Source organism: Nesterenkonia aerolata, assembly GCF_031470965.1.
Lineage (GTDB): Bacteria > Actinomycetota > Actinomycetes > Actinomycetales > Micrococcaceae > Nesterenkonia > Nesterenkonia aerolata.
Map to the genome: position 1 here is coordinate 236,396 of NZ_JAVKGR010000001.1, position 14,973 is coordinate 251,368.

Here is a 14,973-nt window from a genome sequence, read left to right on the forward strand (position 1 = left end):
ACCCACTGACTTCATGGCCTAAGCCTGAAGACAGGAGGGAAAGCCGTGACCACTTCTGAAGAAGACACCGTCGCAAACCAGCGCCCCACAGGTACCCGGTTAAGACCGCGCCAGGCATCTTTGGCTGCCGCGCTGGAGGCCGAGGACCGCAAAGAAGCACCACGCCCACCTTTGAGCCGCCGTCATCAGCGCGGCTCACTGATCACCTTGACCCTGCTGACCACCGCGACATTATTCGTCCTCGGGCTCGGTGACGGCGGTTCCACGTCCTGGCTCATCCTGGCGTTCGTCATCGCGGGCGCCACAGTAGGGGCACTGTCCTGGTACCGGCGAGCGCTGGGTCTGCCCCAGCGCAGCACACCACAGGGCCTGCTGTTCTTCGCCACCATCGCCGCGGTCATGCTGGCTCCCCAGTTTCTCCTGCGCCCCTTGGCAGCGGGTGCCCCAGAGCTATGGGTCTACGGCGCAGGCTGCCTGATCCTGGCCGGGTTGATCATCGGTCCGGCCCATATGGCGCTGAGGTACTCGTTCCCCACGTCAGAGAGCCAAGCATGGCACTCAGAGCACACTTCTCGATCGAGCACCTCAGAGGTCCGCCGCGAGCCGGAACCCCGTATGTCCGAGTGAGGTGTCCGGCGTCGCCGTCGTCCGGGCCGAGGTCCGGTAGCGCCGACAGTAGGACGCGTGGCACATATAGGAGCCACCGCGCAGCACACCTTGGGCCGTCCACTCCCACACATTGCCCGTGGTCTCATAGAGCCCGAACCCGTTGGGCGGATAGGACCGCACTGCCACAGTGCCCACCGCCCCCTGCGGGGCTTCCGGAAAGTCTCCGGGGAAGATGTTCATCAGCTTCCGCCCGGCCGGCTCACGCACCGCACCCCACGGGTAGGGCTGCTGTGCGAGCCCACCGCGGCAGGCGTACTCCCATTCCTCCTCACCGGGCAGCCGAGCGCCGGCCCACTGGGCATAGGCACGGGCGTCGCGGTGTGAGACATGGGTGACCGGGTGCTGTTCACGTCCCCGAACTGAGCTGTTCGGCCCTTCGGGCGCATACCAACAGGCACCGGCGACGAGGCACCACCACGGGGCCGCAGTGACACGGGGCGCGGACCTCCGCAGGTCTGCGGGCAGCAGTCCTTGGAAGACCAGAGAGTCTCCCTGGACCTCCGCATCGGTGCGGTGGCCGGTCTCGGCCACAAAGGCGGCGAATTCGGCGACAGTGACCGTCGTCGTCGCCATCGCGAAGGCCTCGACGTCGACCTCCCTCACCGGCCCCTCACCGTCCTGGGGGTAGGCGAGGTGATCCTCTGAGCCCATCAGGAAGGTGCCGCCGGGCAGGCCGGCCATGGTGAGTTGGTCACCGGCGCGCTCCGTAAGAGCCCTCAGCAAGGACGACGGCGCCCCGGTCGGTTCTTGAGCGCGAGAGGCCGCACCGCATCCGCTCCTGTCGCTGCGTGCCTCACCGGCACCGGGGGCGCAACAGCTCTGCCCGCGTGCTCCGCTCATGTCACCACCTCCGGTTAGCCTGGTCTGGACCACCGTACCCGCAGACCCAGGAGGTCAGATGACCAGCGCAGCTCAGGAGACCGGCACTGCCCAGGAGACTGGTGCTGCCCGGGACGCTCATACGATGTCCCGCCGGCCGAATATCGTCGTCATCCAGGCCGACCAGCTGGCACCGGATGCCCTGGGAGCCTACGGGAATGATGTTGTGGGATCTCCTCATATTGATGCGCTGGCAGATGATGGCGCCGTATTCGACCGGGCCTACTGCAACACGCCGCTGTGCGCGCCGTCGCGTGCCTCGATGATGACCGGCCGGATGCCCTCGGAGGTCGGCTGCTATGACAACGGCGATGACTTCCCCTCCTCCACGCCGACGTTCGCCCATCACCTGCGCGCTGCCGGGTACCACACGGCGCTGGTGGGGCGGATGCACTTCATCGGCCCGGATCAGCATCATGGCTTCGAGGAGCGGCTCACCACTGACGTCTACCCGGCCGATATGGACATGGTCCCGGACTGGGACCTGGATCTGCAGACGAAGCTGCAGTGGTACCACGATGCCGACAGCGTCTTCACCGCGGGTGTTTCGAAGGCCACGGTGCAGCTCGACTTCGACGAGGAGGTCGGTTTCCATACGCTGCGCCACCTCAATGACCGGGTCCGGGCTGACCAGGCGGCGCGCGCCCGTGGTGAAGAGCCTCAGCCGTTCCTCATGGTCACCTCCTTCATCCACCCGCATGATCCCTACGAGCCGCCCCGGGAGCAGTGGGACCGCTACGACGGTGTGGAGATCGACGCACCGGTACACCCTGATGCCCCGGATGCGGAGGGTGATCCGCACACCCACCGGCTGCGGACGATGAGCGGTTTCGACGTCCGTCAGCCCGATCATGAGCAGACCCTGCGAGCGCGGCGGGCCTACTATGCGGCGGTGAGCTACATCGATGACCACGTCGGGGCGATCCGGTCTCGGCTGCGTGAGCTGGATCTGGAAGAGGACACGGTGATCATTGTGACCTCAGACCACGGGGATATGCGCGGGGAGAAGGGGCTCTGGTACAAGATGTCCCCCTACGAACAGTCGGCACGTGTGCCGCTGATCGTCTATGGACCACCGCATCTGGTCCCTCGAGGCCGGTTCAGCAGTCCGGTCTCACTTGTGGATCTGATGCCGACTCTGCTGGACTTCGCCGAGGCCGAGGACGCTGAGGCGCCGGGGGTCAGCCTGCGGAGAATCGCTGCCGAAGAGACGGCGGGCACTGGCACGCCGCACGAGCGGGATGTGGTGATCGAATACCTGGCCGAAGGGGTGCACCACCCGCAGCTGACCCTGGTGCGCGGGCAGCACAAATTCGTCCTCTGCCCCGGAGACCCGGACCAGCTGTTCGATCTCTCCACCGATCCGCAGGAGACCCGGAACCTCGCCGAGGATCCGGCGCACTCCGCGCTGGCGGCCACACTGCGCCGCGCTCTGGAAGAGCGCTATGACCTCGAAGCCCTGGATGCCTCCGTACGAGCCTCCCAGCGCCGGCGGCAAGTAGTCAGCGGCGCGCTGTCCACAGGACGTACCCGCCCCTGGGACCTCGTCCCGGACCCCAGTTCCCGTTACGTGCGCGGAGATTTCTGGTCGGCCTTGGACTACGGCACCATTTCGGATCCCGATCGCTGAGTCAGCTCGGCGGCTGCGCTTTCGCCGCCGCCTCGGCCGCACCGGGCAGGGCCTCGATGATCTGCTCGACGGCGGCATCGTCGTGGGCGGCCGAGAGGAACCAGGCCTCGAACACGCTCGGTGGCAGGAAGACACCGGCCTGAAGCATCGCGTGGAAGAAGGCACCGTAGCGGAAGGATTCCTGAGCCTGGGCGTCGGAGTAGTTGTGCACGCCCCCGGCTGAGGTGCCGAAGGAGAACGAGAAGAGCGAACCCACCTTCTGGATGCTGTGGTCCACACCTGCCGTCTCCAGAGCCGAGCCCAGTGCGGAGGCGACCGCCGCAGCCTGGGCGTCGATGTGCTCGTAGACCTCGGCCGTGGCGTGTTCCAGAGTGGCCGTGCCTGCGGCCATCGCCACCGGGTTACCGGAGAGCGTACCGGCGTGGTAGACGGGGCCGGTCGGTGCCAGGTGTTCCATGATCTCCCGGCGTCCCGCCAACGCTGCCGTCGGCAGGCCACCGCCGATGACCTTGCCGAAGGTGAACAGATCCGGCGTCCATCCTTCCTCCCGGCCGGAGGCTCCCCAGTAGCCGGCCTCGGTGATGCGGAACCCGGTCATCACCTCGTCGAAGATCATCAGTGCTCCGTGGCGCTGTGTGAGCTCACGGATCAGGGCGTTGAACCCGGCAGCCGGCGGCACCACGCCCATGTTCGCGGGGGTCGCCTCGGTGATGACGGCGGCGATCGAGTCTCCGTGCTCGGCGAAGATCTGCTCCAGCGCCGCGGCGTCGTTGTACTCCAGCACGATGGTCTCGGAGGCTTGTGCCTCGGTGACCCCCGCCGAGCCCGGCAGGCCCATCGTGGCCACACCGGAGCCGGCGGCGGCGAGCAGCCCATCGGAGTGGCCGTGGTAGCAGCCGGCGAACTTCACGATCAGGTTCCGTCCCGTCGCCCCGCGGGCGAGCCGGACCGCGGTCATCGTCGCCTCCGTGCCGGTGGAGACCATGCGGATCATCTCTGCACCCGGGACCCGCGTGCGCACCAGCTGCGCCAGTCGGGTCTCATCGGGGTGGGAGGCGCCGAATCCGAGACCGTGGTCGACGGCTCGGTGCACGGCGGCGGTGACCTCCGGATGCCGGTGGCCCAGCAGGGCCGGACCCCAGGAGCCGACGAGGTCCACATAGCGTGTCCCCTCGGCATCGGTGACGTACGGGCCCTCGGCGTCGACGATGAACGCCGGGGTACCGCCGACGGAGCCGAAGGCCCGCACCGGGGAGTTGACTCCCCCGGGCATGAGGTCACAGGCGGTGTCGAACAGCTGCTGGTTAGTGGGCATCCTCGGGATCTCTCCTTGCGTGGCGTGCTCAATCGGGTTCAGAGGCATGTGGTCGGGCAGGCGAAACTGTTCCGCCGGGGTCAGCCCCCACGCAGCCAGCCGGCGATCTCAGCGGCGTGGTAGGTCAGCACATTCTGGGCACCGGCCCGGCGCAGCGCGGTCATGGCCTCCAGGATCACAGCCCGGCGGTCGATCCACCCGTTGGCCGCGGCGGCCTCGATCATCGCGTACTCGCCGGAGACCTGGTAGGCCGAGACCGGTACATCGCTGATCGCCGCGACGTCGGAGACGATGTCCAGGTAGGCCAATCCAGGCTTGACCATCACCATGTCTGCGCCTTCGGCCAGGTCCGCTTCGACCTCACGCAGCGCCTCAGTCCGGTTGGGCGCGTCCATCTGGTACTGCCGCCGGTCACCCTGAAGCTGGGAGTCCACCGCCTCACGGAACGGCCCGTAGAACGCGGAGGCGTACTTCGCGGCATAGGCCAGGATCGGTACGTCGTAGTACCCCGCCTCATCGAGGGCTTGGCGGATCACAGCCACCTGACCGTCCATCATCCCCGAGGGGGCGACGACGTCGGCACCGGCTGCGGCCTGGACCACGCCCATCTGCGCATAGAGCTCCAAGGTGGCATCATTGTCCACCTCACCGAGTTCGTCGAGGACACCGCAGTGCCCGTGGTCGGTGAACTCGTCCAGGCAGAGGTCGCTCATCACCAGCAGGTCCTCACCCACACGGTCCTTCACCGCCTGGATGCTGCGGTTGAGTATGCCGTCCGGGTCCAGGCCGACCGAACCTGAGGCGTCACGTTCAGCAGGGATGCCGAAGAGCATGACACCACCCAGTCCGAGGTCACGCGCCTGTTCTGCGGCATCGAGGATCGTCTGCTCAGTGTGCTGGACGACCCCGGGCATGGAGCTGATCGGCTGCGGTTCGGTGATCCCTTCACGGACGAAGACCGGAAGGATGAAGTCAGCCGGGTGGAGCCGGGTCTCCGCGACCAGCCGACGCATCGCCGGGGTGCGGCGCAAACGGCGCGGACGGCGGGCAGGGAACGTCACAGGGCGGCTCCTTGGTGGTTCACGACGTCGTGGACACGAGTCAGCTGACACAATTCAACAGGCATAATTCAACACGCATCACCTGGCACTTAACGATCTCTCCGGTGATGCCTCCCTACGGCACCGACCGGCGACCGGCAGGCGCCGTCGCCCAGTCTAGTGCTCGGCAGGGCGCGGTGCTCGACTGACTGCTCAGCAGCTGAGTGCTGTCTGGACTCCCTGCGCGGTCGGCGTCGGCAGGACGGCGTCGACGGGCTCGCCCAGAGCCTGAAGCGTCGCCGCAGTGGGCGCGCCGATGGCCAGTACCCGGTACGGCCGTGGACGGATGCCGCGCAGCTGTGCCCATACCTGCGCTGCGGAGGAGCTGGTGATCAGCACGACGTCCTCAGCGGTGATCTCACCAGGCTCCCTGGCGACGCCTTCGTCCGGCAGCAGCCGCTGGCGGGGTCGGGGCCCGGGCGCCTCGGGGCCGTACAACGGCACAGTGCAGTAGGCGCTGATCTGGTCCACCTGCCACCCACGCTCGGTCAACCCGGTGTGAAGCTCGCTGCGTGCCTGGGCGGACTGCGGCAGCAACAGCCGGGACGTCCCCCGCGGGGCGGGCAGCTCCTGCAGGATGCCCACAGCGGAGGCCTCCCCCGCCGGGTGCCAGGTCTCGGTGATCCCGGTGAGCTGGTGCAGAGCGTGGGCGGTCCCGGCTCCGGTGACCACGATCCTGGCAGGTGCCGCCGGATGCGCAGAATCCCGGCCGAACCCGGCCCGGCAGAGCGCTCGCACCGTATTCGCCGAGGTCAGCACGAGTGCTTCATAGTGGCCTCGGTGCAGCATGGTCACCGCACAGCGGAGGTCGGCGTCGTCGTCAAAGGCCCGTTGCTCAGTCAGCGGCAGATGCGCGAACTCGATGCCGGCCTCTCCCAGCTGGGCCTCCAACCGGCCGGCGGCGGCCGGGTCGCGAGTCAGCACGAGCCGTCGTCGCGTCGATGCTCCGCTCACCAGCCCCCTCCTTCTACACGTGTGGAGATTCCGGCCGTTCAGGTGTCGATCACATGGGCCAGTAGGCCGGTGTCATCAGCCAACAGCTGCTCGGCCACCGCAGCACCCAACTGCGCGGCTGCCGCGACCGCTGAGGCGCGAGGCGCGGCCGCCGTCATCTCCACTGCGGCCTCGGCGCTCTGCGTGCTCGAGCCGTCGGGGGCGCAGACCACGCTGCGCAGCCTCAGCACGCCGGTGGCCTCATCCAGCCGCGCCAGGCCGCCGATCGGTGCTGAACACCCGGCGTTGAGCCGGGCCAGCAGCGCCCGCTCCGCTGTGGTCTCCACACGGGCAGCGAAGTCGTCATACTGCGCCAGTGCCTCGCCGAGCATGGTACCCGGCTCTGCATCGACGGCGCGGACCTCCACGGCCAACGCGCCCTGCCCCGGAGCGGGCACCATGACCTCGGTGGAGATGAGCTCGGAGATGTGGTGCTCCAGCCCCAGCCGGATCAGTCCCGCACCGGCCAGGACCACGGCGTCGAGGTCGCCGCGAGCGGCGTCCGGAGCCTGTGTCGAGGTCTCGGCGGCGTCCTCCCGGCCGCGGACGCGAGCCAGCCGTGTCCCCACATTGCCGCGGATATCGACCACCTCGAGATCACCGCGGGCGGCCAGCAGCTGCGCCTTCCGGCGCGGAGAGCCGGTGCCGACCTTCGCACCCTCTGGCAGCCGCTCCACAGGCAGGTCTCCGGCGGAGCAGAGGGCATCGCGCACCTCGGCCCGCACCGGGACCGCCGCGATGGACAGGCCCTCCAGGTCCTTGGCCGGTAGATCCTTCAACGAATGGACCGCGACGTCACAGCGCCCGTCGAACAGCGCACTGCGCAGCGCAGTGGCGAAGACCCCGGTTCCTCCCATCTGGGAGAGCGGACCGGTGAGCACATCACCCTCTGAGCGGATCGTCTCCAACCGGTAGCCGTACCCGGAATAGGCCGACAGCGCCTCGGCCGCACCACTGGTCTGGGTCAGCGCCAGCCGACTCCCCCGCGTCCCGACGATGAACTCGTCATCTCCGGCACCCCGTCCGGCCGGGGCCTCACCACCTCGCATCAGGTTCACAGCCCTGTCTCAGAGTGCCTGCGGCGGGGTGACGTCGGCGTCCACCGCGGAGGTGGTCGGCTTGATCGTGCCGTCGCGCATCACCTTGGAGCAGCAGTTGGGCCGGCAGACGTCGAACCAGGGGCCCATCTGCGTCATCCCGGCACGCTGCGGCCGCTCGTCAAGCTGAGCCAGACGCTCCGAGATCATATCCACCAGTCCGGAGACGAACTCGCGGTGAGTGCCCGGAGTATCAGTGCGCACGAAGCGGATGCCCAGTTCCTCGGCGGTCTCCTTGGCCTCAGTGTCGAGGTCCCAGATGACCTCCATGTGATCGGAGACGAAGCCCAGCGGCACCACGACGGCGGCCTCCACGCCATCCTGTGTGACCCTCTGCTCCATGGCGTCGGAGATGTCCGGCTCCAGCCACGGCACCGACGGAGGCCCGGAGCGCGACTGGTAGACCAGCGACCAGTCCACTTCGGAGCCTTCCTCCACCATGGACATCAGCAGTTCGGCCACGGCCAGGTGCTGGGCCGAGTAGACATCAGCACCGTTGGCCTCTCCCGCTTCGGCACCGGTCTGCTCGCGCAGCTGCGCTGCCAGCGGCCGCGGACCGGCCGCCGCGGCGTCGGAGTTCGGAATGGAGTGGGTGGCGAAGAACACGTGGGTCTTCTCCGCCCCGACGGCGGCGATCATCTCGCGCAGTCCGGCCGCCAGGCTGGGCAGGAAGGCACGGACGAAACCGGGATGGTCGAAGTACTGCCGCAGCTTGTCGACGGCGAGCTCGTCCTCCAGGCCGGTCTCACGCAGGGCGACCCCGAAGTCCTCACGGTACTGCCGGCAGGAGGAGTAGCAGGAGTAGGCCGAGGTGGTCACGGCCAAGACCCGACGGTGACCGTCGTCGTGGATCTGCTGCAGCGTCTGGGGCACATAGGGGTCCCAGTTGCGGTTGCCCCAGTAGACCGGAAGCTCGATGCCGCGCGCGGCGAGTTCGGCTTCCAACGCGGCCTTGAGCTGGCGGTTCTGTTCGTTGATCGGGCTCACCCCGCCGTGAGCGCGGTAGTGGGTCGCGACCTCTTCGAGGCGCTCGTCGGGGATCCCGCGGCCGCGGGTGACATTGCGCAGGAAGGGGATCACATCGTCCTGACCCTCGGGTCCGCCGAAGGAGGCCAGCAGCACGGCGTCATAGCGCTTGGGCTCCATGACTCCATAGGCGTCGTAATCAGGCCCCGGCTCAGAGGCTGCACCGGTGATGTCACGGGTACGGATCCGAGAGGCGGGGCCGGAAGCGAATCCCGCAGCGGAGTCGGAAACGGTGGTCTGATCGGTCACTGCAGCACCTCGGCGATCTCGGCGGCGGCCTTCAGGCGCCGACCGGTGTAGAAAGGGGTCTCATCACGGACGTGATAACGGGCTTCGGACTCACGCAGGCGGCGCATCATGTCCACCAGATCAGTCAGTTCAGGGGCTTCGAGGGCGAGCATCCACTCCCAGTCGTTCAGCGCGAACGCGCTGGTCGTATTGGCCAGCACCGTGGGGTACTCCTGACCCAGCTGACCGTGATGGCGCAGCATCGCACCGCGCTTGGCCGGGTCCATCAGGTACCAGTCATAGGAGCGGTTGAACGGGTAGACGACGAGCCAGTCCTCCGGATCCACTCCGAGGGCGAAGGCCGGCACATGGCGGGTGTTGAACTCGGCGGTGCGGTGGACACCCATCGCGGAGAAGACGATCGTCGTCTTCGCCAGCAGACCGGTGCGGCGCAGACGACGCAGCGCCGCCTGCAGCTTCTCGGGGGTATGACCGGTGAGCCAGGTCATCACATCAGCATCCGCGCGCATACCGGAGACGTCGTAGGTGCCGCGCAGCGTGACCCCGTCGGCGTCGAGCGCCTCGACCAAGGCGGTGAACTCGTCGGCGGCCGCGTCAGTGGTGCCGTGATGATCGGCGCTCTGCGCTGCTGCCTGCCCGGCGCCGCCAGTACGGGCGAACACTGTGTAGAGGGCGTAGTAATCGAGGCCCGAGGCGTTGACCTCGTCCGCAGTCCGCAGGGCATTGCTGCCATAGCTCATGGATACCTCCACGTTCGTCGTCGACACCCCGTTGATGGGCACGGTTGATGAGCACGGACTCCAGCCTATCGCCGCCAGCCGCCCTGAAGTTCTACATTGCGTAGAACATCCCGGGCGGTCTGCCGCGCATCGAGAACGACCTTCGACAACCCCGTCCCAGCGAACCAAGTCCCTGTGGCGTGCAGCCTCGCTCCCCCAGGCCCGGAGGTCTCCCTGACACGGCGGCGCAGCTGTGCCGCACGGCCTGCGTGCTCCGGCCCGGACAGCGGGATCGCCCGGCGCCACCGCACGACGTCAGCCTCCCGGACCTGCTCGCCGAGCCGCGGAATGCCGAAGAGCGCGGCGACATCCGCCCGCGCCGCGTCGAGAAGCTCCTCATCACTGCTGTGGGCCCCCGGGCGGGCGTGAGAGTCATCATCGACACGCCCATAGGACAGCCGCACCAGATGCCGGGCGGGGCCCAGCGCCTCAGCCGCCCAGGACCATTTCGAGGTCACATGGGTCATAGCCTTGGCCGCCACCTCAGTCACCGCAGGCGAGACCAGCATGCCGGTGCCGCGCGGGGATCCGTCGAGCGCCTCGGAGTCCAGCATCAGAGTGACCAGAGCAACACCGACTCCGGCCTCGACCTGCTGGGACTCGCCAGCACCGGAAGAGGTAACCGCCGTAGCGTCGACACCCAGAAGCCGAGCCACTTCAGGGGCGTCTACGGCAAGGATGATGTCATCGTAGCTCTCCGGAATGTCACGCAGGGATTTCACAGCGACCCCCGTCTGGATCTGGGCGCCGCCAGCACGTAGCCGAGCGATGAGCTCCAGGGTGAGCGTGTGCATCCCGCCGCGCAGGGAACGCACCGCTGAACCCGCTGGCGCCTGAGCACGGCGGGCCAGAACAGCCTGGGCCAAGGAGCCCTCACGCAGCATCAGCGAGACCAGACCGGGTGCGACAGACTCGACGTCGAGCGCCTCGGCCGCCGCAGAATGCACACCGGAGACGATGGGAGTAACCAGACGGTCCACCACTGCCTGCCCCATCCGGTCTGCCACCAGCTCCGCCAGGCTGATCCGGTCCCGACCGGCGGCGACAGCCTCCCAGCGGGAACGCCAGCACTCGACGTCGGCGGTACTGTCTTCGGCAGCACGGGCGGCCGCCGAGGCGCCGAGGATTGCGATCACGTCCTCAGCCTCGGGATCGCCGGGAATGCCCAAGAGGCCGGTAGCCGGCAGCGGCGCCGCCAATTCGGGCAGCTGAAGCCAGGCACCGGCAGGGTTCGGCGTGACCAGCTGCTCACTCAGCCCCACGTCATCGATCAGTTCCGTCACCGCGCTGGACTGTGAGGCGAACGCCTCAGCCCCGGCGTCGGTGGCGAGCCCGGCGCGCTCGCGGGATGCCAAGGCTCCGCCACAGACCTCATCAGCCTCGACGATCGTGACGCTCACACCCTGCCGGGTCAGGTCATAGGCGCAGACCAGACCGGCGATCCCGCCACCGATCACCAGCACGCGGTGGGCTGGGGCAGACATGTCAGGCGCCACGTCAGGCCCCTGCGGAGGGCGTGCTGGGTTCTACGGAGTGGATCAGCTCGACCACCCGGGTGAGCACCTCGGGGTTCGCAGTGGGCGGCACACCGTGGCCGAGGTTCAGCACGTGGCCGGCCGCCTCGGAGCCGCTGGTGATCACCTGGCGCACATGCTCCTCCAGGACGGGCCAGTCGGCATCGAGCAGGGCGGGGTCGATATTGCCCTGCAACGGGGTCTGGGGGCCCAGCCGACGAGTGGCTTCATCGAGCTGAACCCGGTAGTCGATCCCGATCACGTCCGCCCCCGCCTCGCGCATCAGATCCAGGATCTCCCCGGTTCCGGTGCCGAAGTGCACCAGTGGAGCACCGAGCCCGGAGACATGGGACAACGCCGCGGCAGAGTGCTCCTGCACGTGAGCGGCGTAGTCAGTGCGGCCCAGAGAACCGGCCCACGAGTCGAAGAGCTGCGCGGCCGAGGCCCCAGCCTCGAGCTGGGCTCGCATGAAGCGCCCGGAGACATCAGCGGCCCAGGAGGCCAGCGCGTGCCAGGTGTCGGGGTCAGCGTGCATCATCGTGCGCGGGCCCAGATGATCCCGGGACGGACGTCCCTCGACCATGTAGGCGGCCAGGGTGAACGGAGCCCCGGCGAAACCGATCAGCGGGGTGGCACCGAGCTGCTCCACGGTCCGCCCGACGGCCTCGGTGATCGGGGCGAAGGCGTCATCGTCAAGGACGGGCAGGGCCTCGACGCCGACCCGGCTGCGCACCGGAGTCCCGAGCACCGGCCCCACATTGGGCACGATCTCCACGTCGATACCGGCCAAGCGCAGCGGGATGACGATGTCGGAGAAGAAGATGGCGGCGTCGACGTCGTGACGGCGCACCGGCTGCATCGTGATCTCCGAGGCCATCTCCGGGTCCAGGCAGGCGTCGAGCATCGAAGTGCCCTCGCGTAGCCGCCGGTACTCGGGCAGAGACCGCCCGGCCTGGCGCATGAACCACACCGGACGCCGGTGAGGTGCGGCCGGTGTGCCCGCGGAGTCCCGCGACCCCCGGTACTGGTTCAGCAGAGGGGACTCTGCGGTCCGTCCGGTCACCAGCGGGTGGTGGGCAGGCAGAGTGGACTGAGCCGTCGAAGAAGCCATGCCATAATTCTGCCTGCTCGCTCGACAAGTTGTAGAATCGAGTCCGTCGTGGCACTTTTCTCCCTTGTGGCAACCCACGCCGACCTCGATCTTGAGACGCTCGGCCAGATGAGTTCAGGAGCGGCCGATGTGGCCGGCTCCGTAGATGTGCCTGCCGTGACGCTGGCGACCTGCAACCGCCTGGAGATCTACGCAGAGACCGCCACAGAGGATCCCACGGAACTCGCCGCGGCCCGCGAGCGGCTCATCGCGGCGGTCGCCCAGGGCTCAGGGCTCGACCGGACACTGATCACCTCCTCGTTCCGCACCCTGACTGAGGACGAGGCCGTCTCGCACCTCTTCGAAGTCGGCGCCGGGCTGGATTCCGCCGTGATCGGCGAGCGTGAGATCGCCGGGCAGGTACGGCGATCACTCGCCGAGGCCCAGACCACTGGCACCGCCTCAGGGACTCTGACCAAGCTCTTCGAATCGGCCACCCGGACCGCCAAAGAAGTCGGCACCCGCACGGCCCTGGGTTCCAGAGGCAGGTCCATCGTCTCGGTGGCACTGGATGTGGCCGGTGACATGCACCCGGATCCGACGGCGTTCTACCGCAACGCTTCCGTGGTGCTCGTCGGCACCGGTGCCTACGCAGGCACCTCCCTGGCGCAGCTGCACGAACGGGGCGTACGCGACATCGCGGTCTTCTCCGGCTCTGGGCGTGCCGAGCAGTTCGTCGCCGAGCGTGGCGGCGCACGGGCGCTGCGGATGGAGGATCTCGCGGAGGCCTTCGCGCAGGCCGATGTGATCATCGGCTGTTCCGGCGGCAGCCGCCGGATCAGCGCCGGGGAGATCAGCACGCTGACCGGTATTCGCCCGGATGACGAAGCCACCCGTGAGCTGACCGTCATCGATCTGGCCCTCTCCCATGACTTCACTGCCGACGTCGCCGACCTCCCCGGGGTGGAGCTGATCACCCTGGAGTCGGTGAAGCTCGCCGCACCCGATGAGGCCGAGGCCTCGGTGGAGCAGGCACGCGAAGTGGTCCGCGCCGCCGTCGGTGAGTATCAGGCAGAACGGGCCGCTCGCAGCGCCGATGATGCGATCGTGGCGCTGCGGCGTCACACCTTGTCTCTGCTGGATGACGAGATGGAGCGGATTCGGGCTCAGCACGGCTGTACGGCCGCTGCCGAAGAGGTCGAGTTCGCGGTGCGTCGGCTGGTCCGCAAGCTGCTGCACACTCCCACTGTTCGGGCCCGTGAGCTGGCATCGGAGGGGCGCAGCCAGGACTACATCCAGGCGCTGGAAGATGTCTTCGGCCTCGAGGTGACGCCTCGGGAGAAGCCGGAACGCGCCGCACCGGCGAAGCGTCGGCGCATGGAGGAGTTCACCGCCGCCGAACTGGCCCAGATGGCCGCCTATCTCCAGCAGGTGCCCAACGGCGGGTTCTGCCGTCACCACCGCACCGGCGAGTTCCGCATCGAGCGTCTCGACGTCGCACGCGGCCTGGGCCGACAGGCGTCCTGAGCCTCCCCACCCGCGGCTCTCGCTCCACCCCAGCGGCGCCCCGGCCCTCGTCCACACCCCACCCGCGGTGACTCTGTTTTTCGTGCCCTTTTGAGCGCCTTTACGGCCCCAAAAGGGCACCAACTCCAGAGTCAACCTGGGGTGGTGGGGATCAGCAGCGGGGATCAGTCGATGAGACCCTCGAGCTGCAGCCAGTCACGGGCCACCTCAGAGGCTTCGGACTGGTCCTCCACCGACTGGGTGTTCATCTGCAGCAACGCCTGCTGGTCCAGGGCAGCGGAGACCTCCTCCAGGGCCGCACGAGCCTCGTCGTCCACGGCTTCAGAGACGATCGGTACGACCTGCTGCGGAAGGATCAGCTCTTCAGGGTCCTCCAGGACGAGAAGATCGTTCTCCTCGATGGCAGGGTCCGCGGTATAGACATCGGCCACCTGCACCTCACCGTCGACCAGGGCATTGATCGTCAACGGTCCACCGGAATCTTCGACGGCGTTGAGCGTGAGCTCCACACCATAGACCTCCTCAACACCGTCCGGACCATAGGGCCGGGTCTGGAACTCCGAGTTTGCTGCCACCGAGAGATCCTCGTCGATATCGGCCAGATCCCCGATCTCAGTGAGATCATGTTCCTCGGCGAAGTCAGCAGTCACCGTATAGCTGTCCTGGTCCGTCGCCTCGGCCGGGGCTAGAGCGGTCAACCCTTCGGGCATGGCCTCCTCAAGACCAGAAGCCACCTCCTCAGCATCCGAAGCCTCAGACTCCGAATCCAAGTACTGCAAGAAGTTGCCGGTGTACTCGGGAAAGACATCGATGGCCCCATCTTCCATCTCCGGGAGGTAGACCTCGCGCTGGCCGATCTCGAACTCCCGCTCGACCTCGTACCCCTGGTCTTCGAGGACCTGAGCGTAGGCCTCGGCGACGATCGTGTTCGAGTAGTACTGCTGCGAGCCGACCACCAGCGTCCCGCTGTCTGCTTCGGCATCGCCACCTTCACCGCCGCCCATCGGATCATCAGTGCCGCAAGCGGTGAGCAGCAGAAGAGCAGACACGCCAAGGACCAACCCATGGGAAGGGCTCCTGAAGCACGCGGTTCCCGTACGGTCCA

12 protein-coding genes and 1 pseudogene are annotated in these 14,973 nt (G+C 67.8%); 3 read left to right on the top strand and 10 right to left on the bottom strand.

Going from position 1 to position 14,973, the window contains the following annotated elements; translation table 11 throughout:
• Positions 1-45 precede the first annotated feature (45 nt).
• Positions 46-627 carry a hypothetical protein gene (locus tag RIL96_RS01050; protein ID WP_310547140.1) on the top strand — a complete coding sequence of 194 codons (582 nt, stop codon included), beginning with the start codon at positions 46-48 and terminating at the stop codon, positions 625-627.
• Here the strand turns inward: RIL96_RS01050 and RIL96_RS01055 are convergent.
• Complete coding sequence (locus RIL96_RS01055) at positions 586-1,509, bottom strand: formylglycine-generating enzyme family protein (RefSeq protein WP_310547141.1); 924 nt, start codon at positions 1,507-1,509, stop codon at positions 586-588. The genes RIL96_RS01050 and RIL96_RS01055 overlap by 42 nt on opposite strands.
• 58 nt (positions 1,510-1,567) lie before the next feature.
• Between RIL96_RS01055 and betC the strand changes: the two genes are divergently transcribed.
• Positions 1,568-3,178 carry a choline-sulfatase gene (betC, locus tag RIL96_RS01060; protein ID WP_310547142.1) on the top strand — a complete coding sequence of 537 codons (1,611 nt, stop codon included), beginning with the start codon at positions 1,568-1,570 and terminating at the stop codon, positions 3,176-3,178.
• Between the two features lies 1 nt (position 3,179).
• Here betC and hemL read toward each other — a convergent pair whose 3' ends face one another.
• From hemL to hemE, 8 genes are all read right to left on the bottom strand, one after another.
• Positions 3,180-4,493, bottom strand: a complete 1,314-nt coding sequence (hemL, locus tag RIL96_RS01065; RefSeq protein ID WP_310547143.1) for a glutamate-1-semialdehyde 2,1-aminomutase — start codon at positions 4,491-4,493, stop codon at positions 3,180-3,182.
• 80 nt (positions 4,494-4,573) lie between these two features.
• Positions 4,574-5,554, bottom strand: coding sequence for a porphobilinogen synthase (hemB, locus tag RIL96_RS01070; protein ID WP_310547144.1), 981 nt, complete (start codon positions 5,552-5,554; stop codon positions 4,574-4,576).
• A 192-nt stretch (positions 5,555-5,746) separates the two neighbouring features.
• Positions 5,747-6,547, bottom strand: a complete 801-nt coding sequence (locus RIL96_RS01075) for a uroporphyrinogen-III synthase (protein WP_310547145.1) — start codon at positions 6,545-6,547, stop codon at positions 5,747-5,749.
• A 38-nt stretch (positions 6,548-6,585) separates the two neighbouring features.
• Complete coding sequence (gene hemC, locus RIL96_RS01080) at positions 6,586-7,635, bottom strand: hydroxymethylbilane synthase (RefSeq protein WP_310547430.1); 1,050 nt, start codon at positions 7,633-7,635, stop codon at positions 6,586-6,588.
• 18 nt (positions 7,636-7,653) lie between these two features.
• Positions 7,654-8,829: a ferrochelatase gene (locus RIL96_RS01085; protein WP_310547431.1), complete on the bottom strand. Its 1,176-nt coding sequence runs from the start codon at positions 8,827-8,829 to the stop codon at positions 7,654-7,656.
• 125 nt (positions 8,830-8,954) lie between these two features.
• Entirely contained in the window at positions 8,955-9,698 is a 744-nt protein-coding gene (gene hemQ, locus RIL96_RS01090) for a hydrogen peroxide-dependent heme synthase (protein WP_310547146.1), read from the bottom strand.
• Positions 9,699-9,763: 65 nt separating this feature from the next.
• A complete protein-coding gene (gene hemG, locus RIL96_RS01095) occupies positions 9,764-11,221 on the bottom strand; it encodes a protoporphyrinogen oxidase (protein WP_310547147.1) in 1,458 nt (485 codons plus the stop codon).
• A gap of 13 nt (positions 11,222-11,234) precedes the next feature.
• On the bottom strand, positions 11,235-12,362 hold the full coding sequence (hemE, locus tag RIL96_RS01100) for a uroporphyrinogen decarboxylase (protein ID WP_310547148.1): 1,128 nt from the start codon (positions 12,360-12,362) through the stop codon (positions 11,235-11,237).
• A gap of 48 nt (positions 12,363-12,410) precedes the next feature.
• Here hemE and RIL96_RS01105 point away from each other — a divergent pair.
• Positions 12,411-13,706 (top strand): annotated as a pseudogene (locus RIL96_RS01105) (glutamyl-tRNA reductase); the annotation flags it as partial.
• A gap of 326 nt (positions 13,707-14,032) precedes the next feature.
• On the opposite strand, the gene RIL96_RS01110 reads toward RIL96_RS01105, so the two are convergent.
• On the bottom strand, positions 14,033-14,917 hold the full coding sequence (locus RIL96_RS01110) for an ABC transporter substrate-binding protein (RefSeq protein WP_310547150.1): 885 nt from the start codon (positions 14,915-14,917) through the stop codon (positions 14,033-14,035).
• Positions 14,918-14,973: the final 56 nt, after the last annotated feature.

Coding starts and splice junctions, on each gene's coding strand:
- RIL96_RS01055 (WP_310547141.1), bottom strand. CDS start 1,509: ATGAGCGGAGCACGCGGGCAGAGCTGTTGCGCCCCCGGTGCCGGTGAG.
- betC (WP_310547142.1), top strand. CDS start 1,568: ATGACCAGCGCAGCTCAGGAGACCGGCACTGCCCAGGAGACTGGTGCT.
- hemL (WP_310547143.1), bottom strand. CDS start 4,493: ATGCCCACTAACCAGCAGCTGTTCGACACCGCCTGTGACCTCATGCCC.
- hemC (WP_310547430.1), bottom strand. CDS start 7,635: ATGCGAGGTGGTGAGGCCCCGGCCGGACGGGGTGCCGGAGATGACGAG.
- RIL96_RS01085 (WP_310547431.1), bottom strand. CDS start 8,829: ATGGAGCCCAAGCGCTATGACGCCGTGCTGCTGGCCTCCTTCGGCGGA.
- hemQ (WP_310547146.1), bottom strand. CDS start 9,698: ATGAGCTATGGCAGCAATGCCCTGCGGACTGCGGACGAGGTCAACGCC.
- hemG (WP_310547147.1), bottom strand. CDS start 11,221: ATGTCTGCCCCAGCCCACCGCGTGCTGGTGATCGGTGGCGGGATCGCC.
- hemE (WP_310547148.1), bottom strand. CDS start 12,362: ATGGCTTCTTCGACGGCTCAGTCCACTCTGCCTGCCCACCACCCGCTG.